At 39.8% G+C, this 17,896-nt stretch carries 20 protein-coding genes; 19 read left to right on the top strand and 1 reads right to left on the bottom strand.

Features of this window, described 5'->3' with window-relative positions; all coding sequences use genetic code 11:
• The first annotated feature begins 28 nt into the window (after window positions 1-28).
• The 7 genes from F7984_RS09040 (at window position 29) to F7984_RS09070 (ending at window position 6,160) form a co-directional block, all read left to right on the top strand.
• The gene (locus tag F7984_RS09040; RefSeq protein WP_066104338.1) at window positions 29-580 is read left to right on the top strand and encodes a site-specific integrase; all 552 of its coding nucleotides are present in this window, start codon (window positions 29-31) and stop codon (window positions 578-580) included.
• 131 nt (window positions 581-711) lie between these two features.
• Window positions 712-1,212: a hypothetical protein gene (locus tag F7984_RS09045; protein ID WP_066103913.1), complete on the top strand. Its 501-nt coding sequence runs from the start codon at window positions 712-714 to the stop codon at window positions 1,210-1,212.
• A 303-nt stretch (window positions 1,213-1,515) separates the two neighbouring features.
• A complete protein-coding gene (locus F7984_RS09050; protein ID WP_139063816.1) occupies window positions 1,516-1,794 on the top strand; it encodes a hypothetical protein in 279 nt (92 codons plus the stop codon).
• A gap of 117 nt (window positions 1,795-1,911) precedes the next feature.
• The gene (locus tag F7984_RS09055; RefSeq protein WP_140461431.1) at window positions 1,912-2,112 is read left to right on the top strand and encodes a hypothetical protein; all 201 of its coding nucleotides are present in this window, start codon (window positions 1,912-1,914) and stop codon (window positions 2,110-2,112) included.
• A 442-nt stretch (window positions 2,113-2,554) separates the two neighbouring features.
• The gene (locus F7984_RS09060) at window positions 2,555-3,868 is read left to right on the top strand and encodes a sugar ABC transporter substrate-binding protein (protein ID WP_140461432.1); all 1,314 of its coding nucleotides are present in this window, start codon (window positions 2,555-2,557) and stop codon (window positions 3,866-3,868) included.
• 265 nt (window positions 3,869-4,133) lie between these two features.
• Window positions 4,134-5,255 carry a carbohydrate ABC transporter permease gene (locus F7984_RS09065; RefSeq protein ID WP_225983693.1) on the top strand — a complete coding sequence of 374 codons (1,122 nt, stop codon included), beginning with the start codon at window positions 4,134-4,136 and terminating at the stop codon, window positions 5,253-5,255.
• Window positions 5,252-6,160: a sugar ABC transporter permease gene (locus F7984_RS09070; RefSeq protein ID WP_066103904.1), complete on the top strand. Its 909-nt coding sequence runs from the start codon at window positions 5,252-5,254 to the stop codon at window positions 6,158-6,160. Before F7984_RS09065 ends, F7984_RS09070 begins: the two co-directional genes overlap by 4 nt.
• A gap of 158 nt (window positions 6,161-6,318) precedes the next feature.
• On the opposite strand, the gene F7984_RS09075 is transcribed toward F7984_RS09070, so the two are convergent.
• Window positions 6,319-7,311, bottom strand: a complete 993-nt coding sequence (locus F7984_RS09075; RefSeq protein WP_139891967.1) for an aldo/keto reductase — start codon at window positions 7,309-7,311, stop codon at window positions 6,319-6,321.
• 605 nt (window positions 7,312-7,916) lie between these two features.
• Between F7984_RS09075 and F7984_RS09080 the strand changes: the two genes are divergently transcribed.
• The 12 genes from F7984_RS09080 to F7984_RS09125 all read left to right on the top strand — a co-directional run bounded on the left by F7984_RS09080 (window position 7,917) and on the right by F7984_RS09125 (window position 17,835).
• Window positions 7,917-8,777: a Cof-type HAD-IIB family hydrolase gene (locus F7984_RS09080; protein WP_066103900.1), complete on the top strand. Its 861-nt coding sequence runs from the start codon at window positions 7,917-7,919 to the stop codon at window positions 8,775-8,777.
• Between the two features lie 188 nt (window positions 8,778-8,965).
• The gene (murQ, locus tag F7984_RS09085; RefSeq protein WP_140461434.1) at window positions 8,966-9,877 is read left to right on the top strand and encodes an N-acetylmuramic acid 6-phosphate etherase; all 912 of its coding nucleotides are present in this window, start codon (window positions 8,966-8,968) and stop codon (window positions 9,875-9,877) included.
• 25 nt (window positions 9,878-9,902) lie between these two features.
• The gene (locus F7984_RS09090) at window positions 9,903-10,763 is read left to right on the top strand and encodes a MurR/RpiR family transcriptional regulator (protein ID WP_140461435.1); all 861 of its coding nucleotides are present in this window, start codon (window positions 9,903-9,905) and stop codon (window positions 10,761-10,763) included.
• 22 nt (window positions 10,764-10,785) lie between these two features.
• The gene (locus tag F7984_RS09095; protein ID WP_140461436.1) at window positions 10,786-12,150 is read left to right on the top strand and encodes a PTS transporter subunit EIIC; all 1,365 of its coding nucleotides are present in this window, start codon (window positions 10,786-10,788) and stop codon (window positions 12,148-12,150) included.
• On the top strand, window positions 12,147-13,148 hold the full coding sequence (locus F7984_RS09100; RefSeq protein WP_140461437.1) for a MupG family TIM beta-alpha barrel fold protein: 1,002 nt from the start codon (window positions 12,147-12,149) through the stop codon (window positions 13,146-13,148). The genes F7984_RS09095 and F7984_RS09100 overlap by 4 nt, the downstream gene beginning before the upstream one ends.
• A gap of 182 nt (window positions 13,149-13,330) precedes the next feature.
• Window positions 13,331-13,582, top strand: a complete 252-nt coding sequence (locus F7984_RS09105) for a GlsB/YeaQ/YmgE family stress response membrane protein (RefSeq protein WP_140461438.1) — start codon at window positions 13,331-13,333, stop codon at window positions 13,580-13,582.
• 211 nt (window positions 13,583-13,793) lie between these two features.
• Entirely contained in the window at window positions 13,794-14,066 is a 273-nt protein-coding gene (locus F7984_RS09110; RefSeq protein WP_139891961.1) for a YhdT family protein, read from the top strand.
• The gene (panF, locus tag F7984_RS09115; protein WP_140461439.1) at window positions 14,063-15,502 is read left to right on the top strand and encodes a sodium/pantothenate symporter; all 1,440 of its coding nucleotides are present in this window, start codon (window positions 14,063-14,065) and stop codon (window positions 15,500-15,502) included. The genes F7984_RS09110 and panF overlap by 4 nt, the downstream gene beginning before the upstream one ends.
• 237 nt (window positions 15,503-15,739) lie before the next feature.
• Window positions 15,740-15,886 (top strand): hypothetical protein, encoded by a 147-nt coding sequence (locus F7984_RS19020; RefSeq protein ID WP_175354260.1) that lies wholly within the window; start codon window positions 15,740-15,742, stop codon window positions 15,884-15,886.
• 70 nt (window positions 15,887-15,956) lie between these two features.
• Window positions 15,957-16,091 carry a DUF6254 family protein gene (locus tag F7984_RS19365; protein ID WP_219847586.1) on the top strand — a complete coding sequence of 45 codons (135 nt, stop codon included), beginning with the start codon at window positions 15,957-15,959 and terminating at the stop codon, window positions 16,089-16,091.
• A gap of 109 nt (window positions 16,092-16,200) precedes the next feature.
• Complete coding sequence (locus tag F7984_RS09120) at window positions 16,201-16,815, top strand: PH domain-containing protein (protein WP_066103882.1); 615 nt, start codon at window positions 16,201-16,203, stop codon at window positions 16,813-16,815.
• Window positions 16,816-17,427: 612 nt separating this feature from the next.
• Window positions 17,428-17,835 (top strand): hypothetical protein, encoded by a 408-nt coding sequence (locus tag F7984_RS09125; protein WP_140461440.1) that lies wholly within the window; start codon window positions 17,428-17,430, stop codon window positions 17,833-17,835.
• Window positions 17,836-17,896: the final 61 nt, after the last annotated feature.

A 17,896-nucleotide genomic window follows, 5' to 3' on the forward strand; every position in this document is an offset into this window, starting at 1 on the left:
GGCAAAAGTGGTTACAGCAACAAAACGAATTAAAAATGTACAGCCTATTCGCCGGCTTGATCAAATAGAGGCCATGAAAAAAGCATTATTACGCTATTGCAGTTATCGGGATTATATAATGTTTACAATTGGGATCAATATTGGGCTGAGGATAGGGGATTTATTGCAGCTACGGGTAAAGGATGTATTGGATGGAACGCATATTGTCATTATTGAACAGAAGACGGAGAAAACGAAAAGGTTTCTGATTAATCCGCACTTGCGAAAAGAAATTAAAAAATACGTCAAGAAAGAAAAACTTTCAAAGGACGATTATTTATTTCCAAGCCGTAAAGGAAATGGACCAATTACGAGGGTTCAGGCTTACCGTGTGTTAAATAAAGCAGCCGAAATGGCAGATATTCAGGATGTAGGGACACATACTCTACGTAAGACATTTGGTTATTTACACTACCAAAAATTCAAAGACATTGCATTGCTGCAGCAAATTTTAAACCATTCCAACCAAAAAGATACGATGATTTACATAGGATTGACACAGGATTTAATGGATGAAACTTTAATGGATTTCTACTTTTAACCAATTATTTACGAACCAACCACCTCTAGAATGGTTGGTTTATTTGTACAGTTAAGCCAAACCTGTCATAATTAAAAGGCATAAAATCCCAATAATAGGATGACAAATACTTTTGATAGGCGGGAGAACAAATGACTAAAAAACAAGATAAGAAAAAATCAAAGTGGCTATCTCTTTTAATATTAATAGTAGGTATATTAGCAGCTGGAGTGATTGGTCTTACTGTCTATTATCATTTGAATGATCCATCTAAAGAAGCAATGGATCAATTAAAGAAAAACCCTCCAAAAAATATATCGAATCAAGAAAGTGTGTTAATTGCTGAATATCACGCTAAATACAATGATTTAACAGGCTATGGCAGTATTGAAGAATTAGATATGTCAGAAGCCAAGAGTTTATCAGCCATACTTGAAAAAGATACGAATGAAATAATTAGCCAGGGGATAGAAAATAAAAAGGTATCGGAAGATTTTAAACAAATCCACGCAATTGCCAAGGCGACCAAAAATAAAGCAGACAAAGAACAGATTCGATTAATACATCGTTATTTTCATGATCTAGATATTGCGATTAATCAGTATAATGATACGAAGGATGTATTTGGGGTGACTAAGACTCTCGGTAAGTAAGTCTCGTGATTTAATGTAGATATTGTAATAGACAGAGAAGAAAATAAATTTTTGATTAAACGCTTAACTTATACAGTAGACATTTTAAAGATAATAAGGATAGACAGGCATAGATAATTGCTTGTCCATCCTTTTGTTTACTGACTTCTAACTGCATAAATAAAGTTCCTGATACTCAAGCGATGAAAATTTCGTCAAAAAACGTTGTAAATTCTCAACATTCTTAAACTATGGATATACGATATGGTAAAATGAAAAATTGTTAAAAAAATAGTTTTCTGATATCCATGTTTCCTTCATATAATGAATGGGAGCGGGGTTTCTTGGGTATTACGGGAAGAGACGTTTGCCCGCTTTGCCATCATGACGGTTGGGGGAAGACAATGGGGGTGTTTGGCGGAAGTAGACAAATGGGTAGGAGAAAAAGAGGATATTTCAATATCATTTTTCTGCTCGAACGCCTGGGGTTATGGAATCGAGGGGATGGGGGGAGGACTGAATATGCCTTTGAAGCAGACTCTGCAAATGGTAAAAGGGACTGTAGGATCCCGGGTCGAATGCTTTGCTTTCGGAAAATCATGACCAGCCGAGAAGCTTCAGCACCTGGGTAAATGACGAGTCATGGCGCAGAGAAAGTGCCCAAGCACTCAGCACCTTGTTTTTGGAACCACGTTTATTTATGACGGGCAGGAAATCAGCATGACAAATATCCACTTCGCGACCATTGAGCAGTACAACGGTGTGGGCATGAAAAATTTACACAATATTGAAATATGGCAAGGGCGATTTATACGAGGAGATCATGCAGATCATTGGAAAAATGGAAGAGACAATTCTCGAACATTAGTAAAATGGGATGATACTCATCAAGCGGGAATTACAACGAATAAATCTGCTTAGTTTGACATCAATCCCAACTACTCTCATGCTAATGTGTTCAATCAGAAAAAGGATACGCAAAGTATTTTCTCGTACTACAAACAGATGATTCAACTCCGAAAAAACAACCTCTTATTTGTGTTTAGAACTATGACATATTCACCACGTACCACAACTGTGAATTTATACCTATGCCGAACCTTCGGGGACGAGCAGGCGGCGAGTCTGGTCTAATTGGCTCTCCAAGAATGTACCATTGTGATACAGGAAGAACTGAATGTACCCGTTAATGGTTATTTTTGAAAGCGTTTTCTAAAGGTGCCGCTGGATTAACTTTTGTTCGTATGAGGAAATGGTCTATCAGAAACGAAAGTTAAAAAAAGTGTGTATCGCAAAAGCACTTACAGCTTCTGTTTCATTAATTTTATACATGGTACAAAAATTCCCACATAGGAGGTTTCACATGATCAAGAAAAGAATAGTTGGTATATTGGCATCCGCCACCCTATTGGCAGGACTATTGGCAGGATGTTCGGAAGATGAAACGAAAAAAGCAACCACGGAAACAAAACCCAAGGAAACCACAAAAGAAACACTCAAACCTGAAGATGGAGCAACCCTGATTATTTGGGACAACGGAGCGGACGAGGGCGCGTGGGCGACCTATGTCGCAGAGCAATTCACGAAAAAATACAATGTGCCTGTTGAAGTACAAGAAGTGGGACACACAGACGCAGCAGGAAAATTGGAAACTGATGGGCCAGCTGGCTTAGGTGCCGATGTTTTCAACTCCGCCCATGATCATTTAGGAAAATTGGTGAAAGCAGGTTTGGTATATGACAACTATTATGCCGATGACTATCAAGACATGTTCTTGGAAGCAGCGGTAAACGGGACAAGTTTTGTGGATAAAGATGGAAAAAAGAAAATGTTCGGCTATCCCATCTCCATTGAAACATATGCCTTGTACTACAATAAAGACATCGTAAAAGAGGCACCAAAAACATGGGATGACTTGTTCAAAACAGCTAAAGAATTCCAAGCAACGAGCAAAGGAAAAAATCAGAAATATGGTTTTATGATGGAACCAGGTAACTTTTATTACACACATGCTTTCCTATCTGGTTATGGCGGTTATGTATTTGGAAAAGAAGACACCGATCCAACGGATCTTGGTGTCAACAATGAAGGAGCCATCAAATCGGCGGAATTTATGAAAAAAATCAACAAAGAATTGTTACCGATGAAAAAAGAAGACATTACAGGTGATGTGATTTCCTCTTTCTTCAATGAAAGTAAATTAGCCTACCGAATTTCAGGTCCATGGGATGTTAAAAACCATCAAGATGCTGGTGTGAACTTTGGAATCGCTCCACTTCCAACATTGGATAACGGCGAAACGCCAAAATCCTATTCAGGCATCAAAGCGTACTATGTAAACAGTTATTCCAAATATCCCAAAGCAGCAACTCTTTTAGCTCAAATGGCTTCCAGTGAAGAAATGCTCTTAAAAAGATACGAAATGACAGGCCAATTGCCACCAGCGACTTCGCTCCTTGAAAACGAAACCATCAAAAAAGATGAAGTGTCCATGGCTTTCTTGGAACAGGCGAAAAATGCTGTGCCGATGCCAAATATCCCTGAAATGCAAGCTGTATGGGGACCAATGGAAACGGCTTACACATCCATCTGGAATGATGGAACCGACTCGAAAAAAACGTTTGACGCAGCCAAAGAACAAATTGAAGATGCAGTGGCCACTCAGAATAAAAAATAAAGAGTTCATCTATCAAAAGAGCCGATATCCAGGTAGTGAGATATTGGTTCTTTTTTCTAAGAAGTGAAAAGGAGGTTAAAAACAAATGAAAACACATGCCAAGAAAAGCTTGATCTTTTCTTTGCTGTTTATGGGACTTGGGCAATTGTACAATCGACAGTACATCAAAGGGATCTTATTTATCTGTATGGAGCTATACCTTGTAGTGTTTTGGACATTACCGTTTCGAAATGCTATGTGGGGGTTGGCCACATTAGGGGAAACGGTGCAGACCCGTGTGGGATTTGAAATTCAGCAAGGGGATCACAGCATCTTCTTGTTAATCGAAGGTATCATCTTTTTAATTTGTGGCTTGTTCTTTGTATGGATGTATTATTTGAATGTGAAGGATGCTTGGAAAGTCGGACAATGGCGAGATCAAGGGGGAAAAACAAACTCATTCAAAGAAACCCTCCGTGTCTTAATAGATAAAGGATTTCCTTACTTTTTGCTCACACCATCCATTGTATTCACGGCCTTTTTAACCATCTTGCCTTTGATTTTTGGAATTGCAATCGCTTTCACAAACTATTCAGGACCGAACCACTTGCCGCCTGCTTCTCTAGTGGACTGGGTGGGATTTCAAACCTTTGTGGACTTATTTAACTTGAAAACCTGGAACCGAACGTTCATCGGCGTCTTCGGATGGACGATTCTTTGGGCAATTTCAGCCACGGTTACCACGTTCTTTGTCGGAATCTTATTTGCGGTTCTCTTGAATTCAAAGGGAATCAAATTCCGGAAATTTTGGAGAAGCATTTATATCTTGCCATGGGCGATTCCTTCGTTTGTCAGCATTTTGATCATGAGGAACCTATTCAACGGGGAATTTGGACCTATTAACCAATATTTAGAAGTCATTGGACTATCCAGTATCCCGTGGCTTAGCGACCCGATGTGGGCGAAATTCGCGCTTATCATGGTGAATGTCTGGTTTGGATTTCCGTTCTGGATGGTCTTGATGAGCGGCGTCATGACGAGCATAGATCGTGAATTATATGAGGCGGCGCAGGTGGATGGGGCAAACGGGAAGCAACAGTTCTGGAAAATCACCATGCCGATTGTCATGTTCTCTACCGCCCCCTTACTTATCATGCAGTTTGCTGGGAATTTTAATAACTTTAACCTGATTTATCTCATGACGAATGGAGGACCTGTGAATGTGGATTACAGTTATGCAGGCTCCACAGATATTTTAATCAGCTGGATTTACAAACTGACCCTCGACCAAAGCCAATTTAATATGGCAAGCGTTGTGAGCATCCTGATCTTCATTGTTATTGCCATCATTTCGGTTTGGAACTTCAGACGAACGAAAGCATTCAACGAGGAGGACATGATGTCATGAAACAAAAAACACGTGAACGAATTTCATTCGTGTGGAAACATTTTCTGCTTCTCGTGGTGGCCATCTTCGTGCTTTATCCAGTTGTATGGATTCTCATGGGAAGTTTGAATCCTGGGGATTCCCTATTCAGTGCACAGCTTCTTCCTGGGATGGAATGGGGTCTCTTTTGGGAAGGGGTTCGGAGTTTTGATTTCGCTCAAATTGCCCAGTCCGTAAAAGGAATCCGTTTATCCTTAGATCATTTTGTCTATTTGATTCAGAAAACCGAGTATGTGACATGGTATAAAAACACCTTAAAAATAGCACTATGGAACATGGTCATTTCGACCTTTTTAGTGGTCACAGCTGCCTATGCGTTTAGTCGATTCCGCTTTCCAGGCCGGAAAGAAGGATTGATGGCTATGTTGATTCTGCAAATGTTTCCCGGATTTATGGGGATGATTGCTATCTATATCCTGCTTTTACAAATGGGATTATTGGACAATCACTGGGGACTCATATTGGTTTATGCAGGCGGATCCATTCCGTTTAACGCCTGGCTTGTGAAAGGATACTTCGATTCCATGCCTCGCAGTTTGGAGGAAGCTGCGAAAATTGACGGAGCAGGTCATTTCACTATTTTCTTTAAAGTGATGATGCCATTGAGCGTTCCAATTCTCGTCTTCGTAGCGGTTTCGAACTTCATCGGTCCGTGGATGGACTTTATCTTTGCTCGACTGGTTTTACGATCCAATGAAAATAAAACCTTAGCGATTGGGTTGTTTGAGATGGTGACGGGACGAGGAAATACCGAATTTACGACATTCGCGGCTGGAGCAGTGCTTGTTGCACTGCCTATCACGATTCTCTTTATGGCGTTCCAAAAATACATGGTAGAAGGGTTGAAGGCTGGGGCGAATAAATAAGCCCCAAGCCCCCTTACGATGGCAGGTATTTAGAGAGCAAAAATTGTTCGGCATTTAGTAGAATCACGAAAGAACATGATGCCGTAATATTGGTTGGCCATTGATTATTCAATAAGTTTATTCCGAATTGAATTCAGAAACTAAACTGGTTTGTTCAGTTATGCTAAAGAAATGTTATCAATCTGCTGTAACTCTTCTTCTGTGAATGTGATATTTTTTAAAGCTCCAATGTTATCAAGAATCTGGCTAGGTTTGGAAGCTCCTATGAGAACACTGGTCACAATTCCATCTCGCAAAATCCAGCTTATCGCCATCTCTGCAAGTGTCTGCCCTCGCTCCTCAGCTATCTCATTGAGTTTTTTAATTTGAGTTAATCGGTCTTCGGATAAGGCAGAAGCATTTAAAAATCGTCCATCCGTCTTTATTCTACTGTCGTCCGGAATTCCATGTAAATATCGATTGGTTAACATTCCCTGTTCCAAAGGACTAAACGCAATAATACCTTTTTTTAACTTTTTAGATGTATCTTTCAAATCATTTTGTTCAATTGTTCGATCAAAAATTGAATACCTATTCTGATTTATAATAAATGGGCAATGTAATTCTTGTAAAATTTCAGTCGCCTTTTCTAACGTTTTTCCATCGTAGTTTGAGAGACCTACATATAATGCCTTGCCACTTCTAACGATTTGGGCTAGCGCATTCATCGTTTCTTCCAATGGTGTGTGGGGATCCATTCGATGATGGTAAAAAATATCAACATATTCTAATCCCATTCTCTTTAAGCTTTGGTCGAGGCTTGCAATAAGATATTTTCGACTTCCCCAGTTTCCATATGGACCATCCCACATATCGTATCCTGCTTTAGTACTGATGATAAGTTCATCACGATATGCTGCAAAGTTTTCTTTCATAATAAGTCCTAGATTTTTTTCGGCACTCCCAGGTTCTGGTCCATAGTTATTTGCTAAATCAAAGTGAGTAATTCCATTATCAAAAGCGGTAAAACAGAGTTGTTTCATATTTTCATATGAAGCTGTATCGCCGAAATTGTGCCAGAATCCTAATGAAATAGCTGGTAATTGAAGTCCACTGTCACCACAGTGGAAATATGTCATAGATTTATAACGTTGTCTTGATGCCTGATACATGTTTTCCCTCCTATATTAAATACTCTTACTTTACTCAGCGTAGCCTTCAAGTAGACTTGAAGTCAAGCGTAGTATTTTGACTTTTAAAAGTATTTTAAACAATCTAAATTTATATGAAGGAAGGGGAGTCTATTCGAGTATGGAAGAATTCTTGGGGAAAACTATATGATGTGTAGATAGTATTTCTACTACCTTCTCTATAAGTGAATCTCTCTGTTTTAGAGGTGTTAGAAAATCTCCTAATATACTCCTTTGTAAGATAGATTAACAGTGTCTGTTCTATGTTACGATTCTGAATTTACCTTTTCTGCTGCTTGAATTTCAGTTTGGATTTTTGCCCAGCCAGTTCCTTTATTAACACAGGAACCTTTTTATTTTGCTATTGTCGGGAATATTCTAATTATCCTCTGTGATTAGCCATACTTATAATCGGTAATCCAACTATCTAAAAGAGATACAATATGCATTGTTATCTTTGGGAGGAGTTTAACTAGTAGTAATAAACCGGTACATTGGTGTTATCACCAGGAAATGTGAATCTTTTGTGTGGTTGCCGGTAAAATATGATAATGTGCATGTATATAGGGACCTGGGAGGGATACTAGATGGAGTATAAATTATTGGCTGTTGATTTAGATGGAACTTTGTTGAATGCGGAGATGGATATTGACAAAGAAACGATAGAGGCCCTGCATGATTTTAAATCAAGGGGAGGAAAGGTAATCATCTGCAGCGGAAGAACGCCTTTGGCGACTAGGTGGATTGCGGAGGCTATCCGTTTATCCGATCCAATCATTGCCTACAACGGAGCTGTTATACAAGGGCGGGACGGGAAGATTATTCAGCAATCTACCTTTAAAAAAGAAAGTCTGTTGGCCTTTATAGATGCGTGCCAAAGCTATGGGGTATATGGGCATTTGTATGAGGGTGACTGTTTACTAGTTCCAGAGAAAAATAAGTGGAATGAAAAATGGATTGAGAATAATATCCTGCCTTTACAAGGAACCGGTGCAGAAATGGGAGGATGTGAACGATTCCGGGCTCAGTGCGAAATCAGGCTGTTTCATTCTTTCGATGAATATGTGAAAGAAAACGAACCTGCCATTCAAAAGCTGGCTGCTTTTCGGAAGGAACAAGGAGACTATGAAGGATTTATGGATCGGCTATTCAACATGGAAAATCATTTTGAAGTGAGCAGCAGCTTCGGTTTCACAAGCCTTGAAATTACTCCACCAAAGACTACTAAGGCTTCTGCTTTGGAATATTTGGCAAAAAGGCTTGGCTTGGATATGTCTGAGGTGGCTGCGATCGGTGACAACTTTAACGATAGACAAATGCTGCTTTCAGCGGGACTTGGCATAGCTATGGGAAATGCGCCGGAGGAAGTTAAGGAAGCAGCTGATGCTGTGACCGAGCCTAATGACCGAATGGGAGTAGCGCATGCAATCAAAAAATATATAATGTAAAAAGGTTTTTTTAGCATATCCTATGTAGTTCTGCATATGAGAATATGCTTCTTTTTTTGGATTAGAATGAAATAAAATTTTAAATATTCAATAAAATTATTGAATATCAATTTCAGTTGGAGTATATTGGAAGTGTTGAGTTACTAGTAAATGGTAATCGCAAAAGGAGCTACCTGGAGGTCTTACTAATGAAAGAAAATCTTAATCTATTAACCACGGAATCACGCAATGATCGAAGTATGCAGATAGACACTTCCAGTCCGATGGAAATTCTGCGAATTATGAATGAGGAAGACCAAAAAGTAGCCGCTGCAGTTCAAGAGGTTTTACCAGATGTTGAAATAGCCGTTCACTTTGCTGTTTCATCTTTCCAAAATGGAGGGCGCCTTATCTATATGGGAGCCGGGACTAGCGGAAGGCTTGGTGTACTCGATGCTGTTGAATGCCCGCCAACATTCAGTACCAAGCCAGAGATGGTACTGGGTATTATCGCCGGCGGAGAAAGCGCATTCATAAAGGCGGTTGAAGGAGCGGAGGATAGGCCGGAGGATGGCGAGAAGGATTTAAAAGACATCACCCTTACTGAGAATGATACGGTTATCGGTATTGCTGCAAGCGGCCGGACACCATATGTTATTGGTGCACTTCGTTACGCACGGTCGGCAGGAGCCAAAACAGTGGCACTGTCGTGTAATAAACAGGCTAGAATCAGTGAAGAAGCAGATCATGCCATCGAGGTGGTCGTAGGTCCGGAAGTGCTTACGGGATCTACTAGACTGAAATCTGCAACCGCTCACAAAATGATTCTAAACATGATTTCAACCTCTTCAATGGTTTTGCTCGGCAAAGCGTATGAAAACTTAATGATTGATGTCCATGTCAGCAACGAGAAGCTCAAAGAAAGAGCTATCGGCATTATTAGCAAAATCACAGGAGTAAGCTATGAAACAGCGAGACAAACATTAGAGGATGCTGATCATCAAGTAAAGGTCGCCTTAGTCATGCTTAAAAAGGATATTAAGAAAGAAGAAGCGGCTCTGATTCTGGAGCAATCTGGAGGGTATGTCCGAAAAGCCATTGAAGCCGAGCTCTCAGATTGATTTAAACACAAGTAGGTGATGATAAGTGGTTTCCGGAGTATTGAAAATGGTAGTAAACAGGGTAGAACAGTTGCCTGCATCTGAACGGAAAATTGCTGAATATATACTGGAAAATCCGTATGAGGTTGTCAATTGTAAAGTCAATGAATTGGCAGAAAAGACGAGTTCAAGCGGGGCAGCGGTCATCAGGCTATGCAAGTCACTGGGGCTGAATGGCTTCCAGGATTTGAAGGTCCGTATTGCAGGTGATCTCGGCAGACCGGAGGAACCGGGATACAGAGACATTGAACGGGATGAAACCGCCGAGATGATCGTCCAAAAGACTTTGAATAATAGTATACAAAGTTTGCGTGATTCCTCTGAAGTAATCAACTACGAAGAACTAAAAAAAGCGGTCGATGTGCTGTTGAAAGCGAAAAATGTCCATTTCTTTGGAATCGGGGCATCATCAATCATCGCCGTGGATGCGCAGCAAAAACTGCTTCGGATCAATAAAAGCGCAACAGCATTTTCGGATGCGCATCTTGTAGCAACATTGATTGCTAACGCCGAGCCGGATGACGTGGTATTCACCATTTCGTTTTCTGGTGAAACAATCGAGGTCATCGAAGTTACAAGACTCGCAAAGGAACAAGGTGTCCAAACAATCAGTTTGACTAAATATGGGCCCTCATCGGTTGCAGCATTAGCCGATATTAATTTATATACATCCTATTCGAAGGAAGCTCCGTTCCGGAGTGCGGCCACTTCTTCAAGGTTAGCTCAGCTGTTCATGATTGATATTTTGTTTTTGAGCATGGCGACAGAGCAATATGAAGAAACGGTCAGAGCCATCGATAAGACGAGAGAGGCTATAAGATTTATGAAAGGCAAAACATACAAATAATCAGTTTTTGGGGGGAAAGAAAATGGCTGGTCAAGATTACAAAACTCTGGCTAAAAAAATCTTGGAGCAGTTGGGCGGGGCGAAGAATATTAAAGCCTTTACGAACTGTATGACACGTCTTAGAGTCACACCTTATGATGAATCACTCGTTAACAAAGAAGCCATAAAAAAAATCGATGGAGTTCTCGGCTTTGTTGAAGAAGAAACGCTGCAAATCATTCTGGGTCCTGGGCATGTCAATAAGGTAACAGACGAATTTGAGAAACTGCTCAAAGAATCAGGAGACATCAATCTTAATGAGCGGGCTTCCAGCCTGAAGGGTGAGCTTAAAAAGAAAAACAGCACGCCGTTTAAGCTCTTTTTGAGAAAAATTGCTAGTATATTTATTCCTTTGATTCCTGCGTTAGTAGCTTCCGGTTTGGTCAATGGTATTTCTAAGGCTGTCATTCAAGCAGGATGGTTATCGGCTGAATCACAACTTGCAATTATTTTAACAGTTATCGGTGGTGGTTTATTCACCTATTTAGGAATCTTTGTAGGGATCAATACAGCGAAAGAGTTCGGTGGGTCCCCTGCACTTGGCGGGTTAGCCGCTATATTGATTATTAACCCTGCTGCTGCCCAGATTGTCTTGTTCGGGGAAGAATTACTGCCTGGACGCGGTGGTTTAATCGGGGTCATGTTTGCGGCGATATTTATGGCTTTTATTGAGAAGAATGTCCGTAAGTTTGTTCCAGCGTCGCTTGATATTATCGTAACACCGACTATCGCCCTTTTGCTTACAGGTATTATGACGTATCTGGTATTTATGCCTGTCGGTGGATTTGTCTCTGATGTGATTACAGATGGATTGACCGCAGTGCTTGATTTTGGAGGAGCCATTGCAGGATTCGTTCTTGGAGCGACATTCTTGCCGTTGGTCGTGACAGGTCTGCATCAAGGTCTCACACCTATCCATTTGGAATTACTCAATACAATCGGTGACGACCCATTATTACCTATTCTTGCAATGGGTGGCGCTGGTCAAGTTGGCGCTGCGTTCGCTATCTATATGAAAACAAAGAAAACACGCTTGAAAAGAGCGATTGGCGGGGGACTTCCTGCTGGTATTCTTGGAATCGGCGAGCCATTGATCTTCGGAGTTACATTGCCGCTCGGCCGTCCGTTCTTGACTGCATGTTTGGGGGCAGGCGTTGGTGCAGCCTTCCAGGCACATTTCAATATCGCAACGACAGCAATTGGGGTATCTGGTTTACCGCTTGCATTCCTTGTGAATAACGGTGAGGTTCTGCTTTACTTAGTCGGAGTATTAATTGCTTATGTTGCTGGCTTCATCTTTACTTACCTGTTTGGGTTTAAAGATGAAATGGCTGGTGAATTTGATTGATCGGGATTTCCTTTTATTTGAATGATCCGCTGGCTGAGGAACGTATTATCCAAGCAGGCCAAATGGGAGTGAAGCGGGGATTTACCTCGCTTCATATCCCGGAGGAAGCAGGCGAGCTGGCAGTACGTGCCAAAAAGCTGCTACATCTGGCTAAAGGACAGGGAATCGATGTATATGCGGATGTTTCATTAAAAACCCCGGGCCATTTGGGAATCGACAGTTTGTATCAATTGAAGGAATTGGGTATCACCGGGCTAAGACTGGACGATTTCTTTGACCATGGTTTTATTGCTAGTCTGGCAAGGGAATTTAAAATTGCGGTTAATTCAAGTATACTGTTTGAACGTGATATACAGCTGCTGCTGAATAACGGACTCAAAACTGAACAGATAATCGGTTGGCATAACTTTTATCCGCGGAGGGAAACAGGACTAAGTGAATCGTTTTTCCGGGAGCAAAATGCATTGTACAAGCGATATGACATTCCGATCTTTGCTTTTGTACCGGGAGGAGGCGAGAAACGCGGCCCTTTATTTGAAGGCCTGCCGACTCTGGAGAAGCATCGATATATATCCCCTTTTGTTGCCGCGCTTGAACTATATAAAGATGGAACGGAAGTATTTGTTGGTGATCCGGAGCCTGGAGAAGACTTACTCAAAAGGATGGACGACTTTGAAAACGGAAAGATTAGCATCCAGACAGAGCAAGGATTCGAAAATTATGGTGAATACCATTTGCGCCCGGATGCTTCCAGGGACGTTCTTCGTTTCATGGACACAAGGGTTGCGGAATCTGTACCGCCTCTGCAAAATAATCCCCGTCCGAAAGGGAGCATAACCATAGATAATGACCTTTATGGACGCTATCGCGGGGAAATGCAGATTACGCTGACAGATTTGCCTGCTGATGAACGGGTCAATGTCGTTGGAAGGGTGACAGAAAGTGAGTTGCTGATTTTGGATCATGTGAAGCCGGGTATGGTCATTGAACTAGTATAGGAATATTGTAAACTCCACCCAACAATGGGTTGGAGTTTTTTTTGTAGGGAGACATGACTCATGAGAAATGCTTTTCCCTTCGACGTATTTATATCGAGTAAAAAAAGTAGCCATCTTTCCTGCTAAATAAAGCCATTTAGACCTTACCAGCATATACTGTCCATGAAGGAGGGAGCTGAAAAATGTCCTTTATTGGCATCCTGTTTGTTGGTGGCTTTATTGGTTGGATTGCAGGATTACTCATTCATGAAAACGTTCACAATGGGATGGTAGGGAATTTTCTTGGTGGCATAATTGGTGCGTGGATTGGTACAGGGATTCTCGGTGAAATGGGTCCTGAAACTGGAGGGTTTTATCTATTTCCAGCATTCACAGGTGCTCTTGTCCTTACCCTAATTGTGAGCTTTATTTTAATAAAGACAAGTAAATGGTGAAATTATATAATGTGTCTCCTCAAAATCTGATTTTGAGGCTTCTTTGCGTTATACAATTATTTTATTAAGCTATCCATTATAAATTATTTTACCAAATTTTATACCTTCATTTTAAGAGTATAGCTTGGTTAAAATGGTAATGTTGTTTGTTTACGTATTATACAAAAAATAATGGCGGGCAAACTAATGGTGCTATTGCAAGGAGGAAGATATGAAAGATAGACGTTTTAAAGTAGCCCATAGGGAAGCAATCATAGGTGTCGTACTTGTCATTATAAATTTTATCTGGTGGTTTGGATTTGCGTATGGGTTAGGATCAGGTAATCCGAAGGAATATACATACATTTTAGGATTGCCAGCTTGGTTTTTTCTAAGCTGTGTAGTCGGCTTTCTTGTTATGGTGGTCCTTGTTACTCTTATTGTCAAATTTTTATTTGAAGAAGTATCTTTTGATGTGGATGACGAAGAGGAGGAGCAATCATGAAGTGGGAGGTCATTGTTCCTTTATTGATCTTTTTAGTTATTATTTTTTATATAGGATTCTGGGCAAATGGAAAATTAAAATCCTCTGATTCCTTCCTGCAGGAATATTTTCTTGGCGGGAGACAATTAGGCGGTTTTGTGCTGGCAATGACTATGATGGCAACATACGGAAGTGCTTCAAGCTTTATTGGCGGGCCGGGTGTTGCCTATACACGTGGGCTCGGTTGGGTTTTACTATCTATGGCTCAACTGGCAACCGGGTATTTTGTATTAATGGTTTTAGGGAAAAAATTTGCGATTATGGCTCGTAAGTATAAAGCAATCACGATTATTGATTTTCTAAAAGGCAGATATAAAAGTGATACGGTCGTCATTATTTCCGCCATCAGTATCATTATATTCCTTTTTGCGTCGATGACTGCCCAATGGGTTGGAGGAGCTCGATTGATTGAATCCTTAACAGGGCTTCCATATAAGACAGCACTTTTCATATTCGCCGTTTCAGTTTTAATGTATGTTATTATTGGTGGATTTAGAGCAGTCGCTTTAACAGATACCGTCCAAGGAGTAGTCATGTTAGCCGGAACCGTCATCCTTTTAATCGCCACCATTATTGCTGGCGGAGGAATATCGAACATTATGTCAGACTTAATGGCTGAAAATCCCAACCTAATTACTCCTTTTGGTGCAGAACGAGATTTAACGCCTTTGTATGTCTCATCTTTTTGGATTTTAGTTGGTGTGGGCGTCGTGGGTTTACCGCAAATCAGCATGCGAGCGATGTCCTATAAAAATTCGAAGGGAATGCACATCGCGATTATCACAGGAACAATTGTGGTAGGTGCTGTGATGCTGGGAATGCATTTAATCGGAGTTTTCGCGCGTCCATTGATACCTGGGATAGAAATTGGTGATATGGTCATGCCTGCATTAACTATGGAGGTCTTGCCACCATTTATTGCGGGTATTGTCTTAGCCGCTCCCATGGCTGCTATCATGTCCACAGTTGATTCTCTTTTAATATTAGTAAGCGCAACTATAGTAAAGGATGTATATATCAATTACATAAAAAAGGATGCTACCGAGAAGCAGATTAAAAGAATCAGCTTTTGGATTACAGCAGCAATTGGAATCGCTGTTGTATTGTTTGCGTTAAGTCCACCTGATTTAATTGTATGGTTAAACTTGTTTGCATTTGGAGGCTTGGAGTCGGTGTTTATATGGCCAGTTATTATGGGATTATATTGGTCTGGCGGGAATAAATACGGCGCGGTTTCATCCATGATTGTAGGAATGGGCAGCTTTATGATTATAGATCGATTTTATCCAAATCCTTTCGGGATGCATACGGTCGTACTGCCGATTGTTTTATCGTTTTTTACCTATGTTTTAATGAGTAAACTGACGAATGCAAAACAACAGTTATCTATTCAATAACAAGTAAGATAATCGCACAGTCAAGGGCGGTCTCAATATTTAGATCAATCAAGCAAAGAATGCATAGCTTTATCAGCATTCTTTGCTTTTTCTTTTATCCACGATCAGCTAATTCAAATAACATTGGAAAAGAAAAAGGAGTAGTCGTCCTTGAAAGAAGATAAAACAATAATTCATAGCTGACAGTGCATATTTACTCTTTACTTTCTAATACTAAATGAGAGAAGGAGGGATCGTATGCCGAAAAGAAAGCATGATGCAGCTCAAAAAAGTAAACAGGGGTTTGATTCTAGTAAAACGGATGCTGAATTCTCAAAGGAATTAGGAAGCGCCAGCGCAAATCAAGCTTATAAGAATAAATCTAAAAAGGCAAAGAAAATATAAAATAAAGGAAAATAGGGCGATATGCTTCAATCTTTTGCAATGAGTCCTATTTTAATTTGGAGGTATATATATGTCACATTCAAAAAAAGAAGAAGAAAGACACTGGAAGCAAAGAAAAAATTCACAGCATCCTCATGACGAAGTAAAAAGTTATAAGAAGCTTGGTGAAGAAATAGCAAAAATAACAAAAAAATATGATGAATAATGACATAAAACACATGGACCATCCATGTGTTTTCTTGAGCATTAAATGAATTTTATACTAGTCACTTTTCTGATATAGTAAAAGTATAAACTACAATGGGGTGATATACATGTTAAAGAAAATGGCTTCTGATGCATTGGGTTTGTCTGACGTAGGTGTTATTATTCCGCCGGAAGATTATGACAAAACGGATGCAGACGACTATGTTATGCACGAGGATAATGAGAAGATTTATTTCATTATCAAAACGAAGGCAGACGAATATTGCTTTACAAATCTAGCATTAATTCATGTAGATGGCGAAAATGCTGTCTCATCTAAACGTTTATTAAAACGATACCCATATTCTCAGTATAAGATTTCAAATGTCATGCTTGAAACTGCAGGGCGATTAGATTTGGATACAGAAATAAAGTTTGATGTAGGAAATGTTCATTTTGATATTGACGTCAAGAAAAATCAAATTGAACAATTAAAGGATTTGTATAAAGCATTACTGCGAATTGAGGAAATCACGTATGAAAACTCCATTCAAATGAATTATGCCAAAGAAGGACTCGATCGAGCGGTTCAAACACTCCAACACTCAAGATCTGAGGAAGCATCATTAACAGGCACATATAAAGGGATAACTGAATTTACATTTGAATGGTTAAAATCCTCCTATAATGAATATCATATGAAAGATTTTGGTGCAGTTTTTGAAAAATACATTAATAATTAATTTTGCCTGGATAGAGTGCCAATTTATGAATAAATAACTAAAAAGGGAGTTCTAAAGTCTATTTATTTTAGAGCTCCTTCCTCTTTTACTAATTCTTCTGATACCCTCAATAACTTACTCCAATAGTAGGCTCATAAATAAATGTAAGTTAACATACTAGGGATGATGAATCCTTGAGCCAATGCACTCGCATCTGCTGTCTTCCCATTTTCGCCTCATAAATAGTTTAGTCCACTTACTTATCGAACTTATCGACTTTCGCTTCGATTTGCGGAAGTATACACTGACGTATTTTAATTTCTTCTGCAACCCAGAGGAAAATTCCAATTCCAAATTAACTAATTTCCTCATAAATACACCATAGAATACATAATCGGGTCTATTGGAAATAGAGGTGGTTGTCCTCTTATTTTTCATAAAATCTGAAACTCTTGGGACAATTCAATAATAAGCGAAATAAAATCTTGTTGAGAGCCATATAATCGTATGAACGGCAGGGGGATGAATACTAATTTTATAAGAATGAAGTAAATTGGTACTATGTCGGCAACTATCAGGAGAAACGACGGTGTGGAAGAATACTACTATAACACATAAAGGGGGAGGAAGAGGATGGCTAAGAAATATAAAGTGATGGTTATCATAGCAGCTGCAGTATTGATATTAGGGATAGCGGCCTTTGCAGGTTATAAATATTACTCAGACGCGGAAAACAAAATAGCTAGGGTTGCCAAGAATAAAGTGGAAGATGCTTCATCAAAGGATGAAACTTTTGAATTTATTGGAAAGAGCAAAGTTGAGTACAACAAGGATGAAGATTATTATGTCGTGAGCGGATTCATGGAAGTCAATGATGAATATGAGGCTGGACGCAGAGTGATGTATATAGCAATAGTGGAAGAGAACATGGGGGAATATCAAGCTACAGAAGTGGAACGAACAGATGATGAAGTAAAATATGAATTCGTGGATTATTTCTCCGATTATGAGGAAGAGGATGATGAGGAAGATGATTATTGAACCAGTCTGGTACTAGGCTGGTTTTTTATTTATAAAAAGGGAGGAATATAAAACTGTTGAT

This window comes from Pradoshia sp. D12 (assembly GCF_008935075.1).
GTDB lineage: Bacteria > Bacillota > Bacilli > Bacillales > Pradoshiaceae > Pradoshia.

Coding starts and splice junctions, on each gene's coding strand:
- F7984_RS09045 (WP_066103913.1), top strand. CDS start 712: ATGACTAAAAAACAAGATAAGAAAAAATCAAAGTGGCTATCTCTTTTA.
- F7984_RS09050 (WP_139063816.1), top strand. CDS start 1,516: ATGAATGGGAGCGGGGTTTCTTGGGTATTACGGGAAGAGACGTTTGCC.
- F7984_RS09055 (WP_140461431.1), top strand. CDS start 1,912: ATGACAAATATCCACTTCGCGACCATTGAGCAGTACAACGGTGTGGGC.
- F7984_RS09060 (WP_140461432.1), top strand. CDS start 2,555: ATGATCAAGAAAAGAATAGTTGGTATATTGGCATCCGCCACCCTATTG.
- F7984_RS09070 (WP_066103904.1), top strand. CDS start 5,252: ATGAAACAAAAAACACGTGAACGAATTTCATTCGTGTGGAAACATTTT.
- F7984_RS09075 (WP_139891967.1), bottom strand. CDS start 7,311: ATGTATCAGGCATCAAGACAACGTTATAAATCTATGACATATTTCCAC.
- F7984_RS09080 (WP_066103900.1), top strand. CDS start 7,917: ATGGAGTATAAATTATTGGCTGTTGATTTAGATGGAACTTTGTTGAAT.
- murQ (WP_140461434.1), top strand. CDS start 8,966: ATGAAAGAAAATCTTAATCTATTAACCACGGAATCACGCAATGATCGA.
- F7984_RS09095 (WP_140461436.1), top strand. CDS start 10,786: ATGGCTGGTCAAGATTACAAAACTCTGGCTAAAAAAATCTTGGAGCAG.
- F7984_RS09105 (WP_140461438.1), top strand. CDS start 13,331: ATGTCCTTTATTGGCATCCTGTTTGTTGGTGGCTTTATTGGTTGGATT.
- F7984_RS09110 (WP_139891961.1), top strand. CDS start 13,794: ATGAAAGATAGACGTTTTAAAGTAGCCCATAGGGAAGCAATCATAGGT.
- panF (WP_140461439.1), top strand. CDS start 14,063: ATGAAGTGGGAGGTCATTGTTCCTTTATTGATCTTTTTAGTTATTATT.
- F7984_RS19020 (WP_175354260.1), top strand. CDS start 15,740: ATGCCGAAAAGAAAGCATGATGCAGCTCAAAAAAGTAAACAGGGGTTT.
- F7984_RS19365 (WP_219847586.1), top strand. CDS start 15,957: ATGTCACATTCAAAAAAAGAAGAAGAAAGACACTGGAAGCAAAGAAAA.
- F7984_RS09120 (WP_066103882.1), top strand. CDS start 16,201: ATGTTAAAGAAAATGGCTTCTGATGCATTGGGTTTGTCTGACGTAGGT.
- F7984_RS09125 (WP_140461440.1), top strand. CDS start 17,428: ATGGCTAAGAAATATAAAGTGATGGTTATCATAGCAGCTGCAGTATTG.